Here is a 6,319-nt window from a genome sequence, read left to right as displayed (position 1 = left end):
CAGCCTTCGGCAGCTCCTACAGGGATCAATGTAGGAGCTGCCGAAGGCTGCGATCTTTTACGGGTTAACTGCCGCTTTCGGTGCGACGGCTGCTGACTTCGGCCGGCACATCGTCGCCAGCCATACGCTTGCGGAACAATGCCGCCCGCGCCAGCAGTAGCGTGGTTACCGGCACGGTGATCGCCAGCAAAATCGGAATCAGCCAGGCGTGTACCACCGGCCCGGACTTCAGTGCCGAGAAGCAGATGATCGACGCCAATGCCACGCACCATGCGCCCAGCGTCGAAGCCAGTGCTGGCGGGTGCATGCGTTGGAAATAATCCTTCATCCGCAACAACCCTAGCGCACCGATCAGCGCAAACACGCCGCTGAGCACCAGCAGGATCGCCACCGGAATTTCCACCCACAAAGACAATTCAGCGGTCATTCGATCACCTCGCCACGCAGCAGGAATTTCGCCAGGGCAAACGAGCCGACGAAGCCGAACAGCGCAATCAACAGCGCTGCTTCGAAGTAAGTGTCACTGGAATAACGAATGCCCAGGGTCAACATCATCAGCATGGCGACGATGTACAGGTAGTCCAGCGCCAGGACCCGATCCTGCGCTGACGGCCCTTTGAACAAACGCACCAGCGTCAATACCATCGCCAGCGAAAACAGGAACAGCGTCAGCAGGATCGCGTTTGACAGTAAGGGGCTCATTCGAAAATCTCCATCAACGGCCGCTCGTAAGTGCTCTTGAAGTGCTCGATGAACTGCGCTTCGTCGTCCAGATCCCAGACGTGCAGCAACAAAATGCTGCGATCCAGCGCCAGCTCCGACCACACCGTGCCGGGCACCACGGTGCAGATCATCGCCAGTGTCGCCAGACCGTGGGCGTCGCGCAGGTCGAGCGGCACTTTGACGAAGCGTGAGCGCAGTGGACGGCGACCAGCATTGAGAACGCCCCAGGCGACGATCAGGTTGGACACCACCACGTCACGACCAACAAGCAAGAACAGTCGCACGATCGTCCCCGGACGACGGATGCGCACTTGTTTCGGGCGCAGTTTGCGCATCATCAACGGCGCGGCAAAACCCAGAATTGCGCCGATGAGCAAGTTGCCCGGGCTGATCGAAAGGTTCAGCGTCAGCCACAAGGCCCACAGCGCCAGCGACAGCAAGGGTGCAGGAAACACGCGCTTCATGGCTGCACCTCGAGCATGGCGGCTTTGCTTGCCGGGCTCGGTACCGCGCGGGTACCGAGCACCGCCATCACGTATTGCTGCGGATTGTTCAGCGCCTCGGCTGTGGCCTGGGTGTAGCGCAGCAGCGGTTCTGCCTTGAAGGTCAGGGCAATGCTCAGCCCCAGTAGCAGGAAGATCGGTGCGCATTCAAGTTTGCGCAGCAGTGGCGAAGGGCGCTCCTCGGGTGTCCAGAAACGCTGAATGCCGAGACGCGAGAACGCCATCAGCGAAGCCAGCCCGGAGAGAATCAACAGCGCCAGCAAGGCCCACGCGCCAGTGGAAATCGGCGCGCCAGTGCCCAGGCCCAGTGGATTGAGCAACGCCCCGATCAGGCTGAGTTTGCCGATGAAGCCGGACAGCGGCGGCATGCCGATGATCAGCAGCGCACAGGCAATGAAGCTCAGGCCAAGAAACGCCATGGTCCACGGGATGACCTGGCCGACCACGGCTTTTTGCTCGTCGTCGAGGTTGATGCCTTTGGGCGGTTGCAGGGATTCCTGCGGGCGCGGCAGCAATTCGCTTTCGTCTTCCAGCGGGATCTCATTGGCCGAGCGCGAACGTTCGATCAATTCGGCCAGCAGGAACAGTGCGCTCAACGCCAGCGTCGAGCTGACCAGATAGAACAGCGCCGCGCCGATCAGGTTCGGCTGGGCAAAGCCAATGGCCGACAACAGGATCCCGGCCGACACCAGAATGCTCAGGCTGGCCATGCGTTCCAGCCGTTGCGCGGCAAGAATCGCCAGCGCCGCACAGGCCATGGTCGCCATGCCGCCGTAGATCAGCCAGTCGCCGCCGAAGAATGCCGACGCCCCGGCTTGCCCGGAGAACAGCAGCGTCCACAGGCGCAGCAGGGTGTAGATGCCGACCTTGGTCATGATCGCGAACATCGCCGCCACCGGGGCACTGGCCGAGGAATAGGCTGGCACCAGCCAGAAGTTCAGCGGCCACATGCCAGCCTTGGCCAGGAACGCTACCGCCAGAATCGCCGCACCCGCGTGCAACAGGCCTCGGTCGGCTTCCGGCACCAGCGGAATCTTCAGCGCGAGGTCGGCCATGTTCAGCGTGCCGGTGACGCCGTAGATCAGCGCCGCGCCGATCAGGAACAACGACGAGGCGAGCAGGTTGATCGAAATGTAATGCAGCCCCGACGACACCCGCGCCCGGCCCGAGCCGTGCAGCAACAGGCCATAGGACGCAGCGAGCAACACTTCGAAGAACACGAACAGGTTGAACAGGTCCGCCGTCAGGAACGCGCCATAAAGCCCCATCAACTGAATCTGGAACAGCGCATGGAAACTTGAACCAGCACCGTCCCAGCGCGCCATCGCGAAGAGCAGGGCGCTGACACCGATGATCCCGGTCAGCACGAGCATCAGTGCCGACAAACGATCGACCACCAGCACGATGCCGAACGGAGCCTGCCAGTTGCCCGGCAGGTACACGCCGATGGAGCCGGGCACACCGGTGGTTTGCGTCCATTGCAGGAGCATCACCGAGATGAACAGGCCGACTAGGCTGGAGAACAGGTTGATTTTCGCCTTCAGCGGCCGGTGCCGTTCGCCGAGCATCAGCATGATGGCGGCGGTCAGCAGCGGCAGCAGAATCGGTGCGGCGATCAGGTGAGTCATCGCCATCATTCTTTAGGCTCCCGGCCGTCGACGTGGTCAGTGCCGGTCAGGCCGCGCGAGGCGAGCAGAACGACGAGGAACAATGCGGTCATGGCGAAGCTGATGACGATCGCGGTGAGGACCAGTGCCTGCGGCAGCGGGTCGGTGTAGTGCAGCAAGTCTTGCGTGACGCCGTCCTTGATCACCGGCTCCTTGCCGATGAACAGGCTGCCCATGCTGAAGATGAACAGGTTGACCGCGTACGACAGCAGGCACAGGCCCATGACCACCTGAAAGGTCCGTGGCCGCAGGATCAGCCACACGCCCGAGGCGGCGAGGACGCCGATGGCGATTGCGATGACTTCTTCCATCAGACGGCTCCTTTGCTGGCGACGGACTTGGGCAGCGATGCGGTCTTGTGACCCCGCACCGATTGGTGGGCGAGGGCGGTGAGGATCAACAGCGTCGAACCGACCACCACGCCATACACGCCGATGTCGAAGAACAGTGCGCTGGCGACATGGATGTCACCCAGCACCGGCAGGCTGAAATGCCAGGTGTGCGTGGTCAGGAACGGATAACCGACCAGCATCGCGCCCAGGCCTGTGGCCGTGGCGAACAGCAGCCCGGTGCCCATCCAGCGCAGCGGTCGCAGGCTCATTTGCGCTTCGACCCACTGTGTGCCGGCAACCATGTATTGCAGGATGAACGCCACCGACATCACCAGCCCGGCGACGAAACCGCCGCCCGGCTGGTTGTGCCCGCGCATGAACAGATAGAACGACACCACCAGCGCAATCGGCAGCAGCAGGCGCACCAGCACCGCCGGCACCATCATGAAGCCGAGTGCGGTGTCGCTGGCCGAACGCGGGTTGACCAGGTCGGTAACCACGTCGGGCGCGAGCAGGCGCTGCTGGGCCGGCAGTTGCAGGCTTTCTTTCGGCGGGCGGAAGCGTCGCAGCAGGGCGAACACGGTCAGCGCCACCGCGACCAGCACGGTGATTTCACCGAGCGTGTCGAAACCACGGAAGTCCACCAGCATCACGTTGACCACGTTGCTGCCACCGCCCTCGGGCATGGCACGGCTGAGGTAGAACGAAGAAATGTCGTTGGGCGTCTGCCGCGTCAGCATCGCGTAGGACAGCAGCGCCATGCCGCCACCGACGGCAATCGACAGCAGCAAGTCGCGCAGACGACGAATGCGCGCCTTGCGCAGGCTGCTCGGCAATGGCGAGACTTCTTCGATCCGCCGTGGCAGCCAGCGCAGACCGAGCAGGATCAGCACCGTGGTCACCACTTCGACCGCGAGTTGCGTCAGGGCCAGATCCGGTGCGGAGAACCAGACGAAGGTCACGCAGGTCATCAGGCCACAGACGCTGACCATGGTCAGTGCGGCGAGACGGTGATACTTGGCCTGCCATGCGGCGCCGAGGGCGCAGACAATCGCCAGCAGCCACAGGGTGACGAAGACGATCGAACCGGGAATCTTCGGCCGGTCGCCCCAGCTCAGGCTGCTGTGCAACATCGGGATCAGGCCGGCGAGCACTGCCGCCAGCACCATCAGGAACAATTGCATCTGCAGGCGCTTGGTGCCCAGACGTCGCTCGACGCGACGGGCCATGCGCATCATCACCACCAGGCTGCGCTCGAACAGGCGCTTGCCGTTGAAGCGGCCTACCAGCGGCGGATATTTGAAACGGCCGAGCTTGAACTGGTTGCGCAACAGCAGATACAAGACGATGCCGCCGGACATGGCGATCAGGCTCATGATCATCGGTGCGTTCAAGCCGTGCCATATCGCCAGGCTGTATTCAGGCAACTCGCCACCTACCACCGGCAACGCCGCTGCTGCGAGCAACGGGCCGACGATCTGTGCCGGGAAAATTCCCACCAGCAAGCAGGTGAACACCAGCAGCTCGACCGGCGCGCGCATCCAGCGCGGCGGTTCGTGCGGGGTGTGCGGCAAGTCGGTGGCCGGCGGGCCGAAGAACACGTCGACAGTAAAGCGCAGCGAGTAGGCGACGCTGAACGTACCGGCGATGGTCGCGACAATCGGCAGCGCCGCTTCGACCCACGCCGTGGCATTGATGAACACGGTTTCGGCGAAGAACATCTCTTTCGACAAGAAACCGTTGAGCAATGGCACGCCGGCCATCGAGGCGCTGGCGACCATGGCCAATGTCGCGGTGAACGGAATCAGTTTGATCAGGCCGCTGAGTTTGCGGATGTCACGGGTGCCGCTTTCATGGTCAATGATGCCCGCCGCCATGAACAGCGAGGCTTTGAATGTGGCGTGATTGAGGATATGGAACACCGCTGCGACGGCCGCCAGCGGGCTGTTCAGGCCCAGCAACAGGGTGATCAGGCCGAGGTGGCTGATGGTCGAGTACGCCAGTAATCCTTTGAGATCGTTCTGGAACATCGCGCAATAGGCGCCGAGCAACAACGTACACGCGCCGGCACCGCTGACGATGTAGAACCATTCTTCACTGCCGGACAGTGACGGCCACAGGCGCGCCAGCAGGAAAACCCCGGCCTTGACCATGGTGGCCGAGTGCAGATACGCAGAGACTGGCGTGGGCGCCGCCATGGCGTGGGGCAGCCAGAAGTGAAACGGGAATTGGGCACTTTTGCTGAGTGCGCCGATGAGGATGAGGGGTAACAGGATGGGGTAGAGGGCGTGTGCGCGAATCATGTCGCCGGCGGCCAGGACCTTGTCGAGGTCATAGCTGCCAACGACATGGCCGAGAATCATGACCCCCGCCAGCAGGCATAACCCGCCCGCACCGGTGACCATCAGCGCCATGTAAGCGCCGCGACGCGCATCGGCGCGGTGGTGCCAATAGCCAATCAACAGGAACGAGAAGAGGCTGGTCAGCTCCCAGAAAAACACGATCTGGATCAGGTTGCCGGAAATCACCAGGCCGAGCATGGCGCCCATGAACGCCAGGAAAAACGCGAAGAAACGCGGCACCGGGTCATCCGGCGACATGTAATAACGTGCGTATAAAGAGACGAGGGTACCGATGCCCAGTACCAGCATCGAGAACAGCCAGGCAAAGCCGTCCATGCGCAGGACAAAGTTCAGACCGAGGCTGGGCAGCCACATGAACTCTTCGCGGATGACGCCGCCATGGGCGATTTGCGGGTACAACAACGCAACCTGGACGGTGCCGATTAAAGCGACCAGACCCGCCAGCAGGGATTCGGTATTACGCGCGTTGTGTGGCAGCACCGCTGCCAGACAGCTGCCAATGAATGGCAGAAGCAGTAGAACTATCAGGGACATAGGCTTCTAATCTGCGGAAGTTTGTGAAGCATCATACGTGCCAGCTCCCCGATCACCAAACGCCAGGATGTCTCAGAATCCTACAAAGTAGTCTGAATATTTATGTTTGGCATTGTTTCCAGGGAATCGTGGAGGCCGAAAAGATCGCAGCCTGCGGCAGCTCCTACATTAATTCCGTGTAGGAGCTGCCGCAGGCT

General features: G+C 62.0%; 6 protein-coding genes. All 6 read right to left on the bottom strand.

Annotated features, from left to right (window positions below; all coding sequences use genetic code 11):
* Positions 1 to 64: 64 nt before the first annotated feature.
* Genes EJA70_RS14990 through EJA70_RS14965 form a run of 6 tightly spaced genes read right to left on the bottom strand, consistent with a single transcriptional unit; the run spans position 65 to position 6,122 of the window.
* Complete coding sequence (locus EJA70_RS14990) at positions 65 to 427, bottom strand: Na+/H+ antiporter subunit G (RefSeq protein WP_008085860.1); 363 nt, start codon at positions 425 to 427, stop codon at positions 65 to 67.
* Positions 424 to 702 (bottom strand): K+/H+ antiporter subunit F, encoded by a 279-nt coding sequence (locus EJA70_RS14985; protein ID WP_007910754.1) that lies wholly within the window; start codon positions 700 to 702, stop codon positions 424 to 426. The genes EJA70_RS14990 and EJA70_RS14985 overlap by 4 nt, the downstream gene beginning before the upstream one ends.
* On the bottom strand, positions 699 to 1,187 hold the full coding sequence (locus tag EJA70_RS14980) for a Na+/H+ antiporter subunit E (RefSeq protein ID WP_008085858.1): 489 nt from the start codon (positions 1,185 to 1,187) through the stop codon (positions 699 to 701). The genes EJA70_RS14985 and EJA70_RS14980 overlap by 4 nt, the downstream gene beginning before the upstream one ends.
* A complete protein-coding gene (locus EJA70_RS14975; RefSeq protein WP_008085856.1) occupies positions 1,184 to 2,863 on the bottom strand; it encodes a monovalent cation/H+ antiporter subunit D in 1,680 nt (559 codons plus the stop codon). The genes EJA70_RS14980 and EJA70_RS14975 overlap by 4 nt, the downstream gene beginning before the upstream one ends.
* The gene (locus EJA70_RS14970; protein ID WP_008085854.1) at positions 2,860 to 3,204 is read right to left on the bottom strand and encodes a Na+/H+ antiporter subunit C; all 345 of its coding nucleotides are present in this window, start codon (positions 3,202 to 3,204) and stop codon (positions 2,860 to 2,862) included. Before EJA70_RS14970 ends, EJA70_RS14975 begins: the two co-directional genes overlap by 4 nt.
* Positions 3,204 to 6,122: a monovalent cation/H+ antiporter subunit A gene (locus EJA70_RS14965; protein WP_158831705.1), complete on the bottom strand. Its 2,919-nt coding sequence runs from the start codon at positions 6,120 to 6,122 to the stop codon at positions 3,204 to 3,206. The genes EJA70_RS14970 and EJA70_RS14965 overlap by 1 nt, the downstream gene beginning before the upstream one ends.
* Between the last annotated feature and the right edge of the window lie 197 nt (positions 6,123 to 6,319).

Source organism: Pseudomonas sp. PB103 (genome assembly GCF_009764635.1).
GTDB lineage: Bacteria > Pseudomonadota > Gammaproteobacteria > Pseudomonadales > Pseudomonadaceae > Aquipseudomonas.
This window is presented reverse-complemented; position numbering and strand designations above follow the sequence as displayed.

Excerpts from the sequence above, each read along its gene's own strand:
- EJA70_RS14970 (WP_008085854.1), bottom strand. The coding sequence starts at position 3,204 with ATGGAAGAAGTCATCGCAATCGCCATCGGCGTCCTCGCCGCCTCGGGC.
- EJA70_RS14980 (WP_008085858.1), bottom strand. The coding sequence starts at position 1,187 with ATGAAGCGCGTGTTTCCTGCACCCTTGCTGTCGCTGGCGCTGTGGGCC.
- EJA70_RS14990 (WP_008085860.1), bottom strand. The coding sequence starts at position 427 with ATGACCGCTGAATTGTCTTTGTGGGTGGAAATTCCGGTGGCGATCCTG.
- EJA70_RS14975 (WP_008085856.1), bottom strand. The coding sequence starts at position 2,863 with ATGATGGCGATGACTCACCTGATCGCCGCACCGATTCTGCTGCCGCTG.
- EJA70_RS14965 (WP_158831705.1), bottom strand. The coding sequence starts at position 6,122 with ATGTCCCTGATAGTTCTACTGCTTCTGCCATTCATTGGCAGCTGTCTG.
- EJA70_RS14985 (WP_007910754.1), bottom strand. The coding sequence starts at position 702 with ATGAGCCCCTTACTGTCAAACGCGATCCTGCTGACGCTGTTCCTGTTT.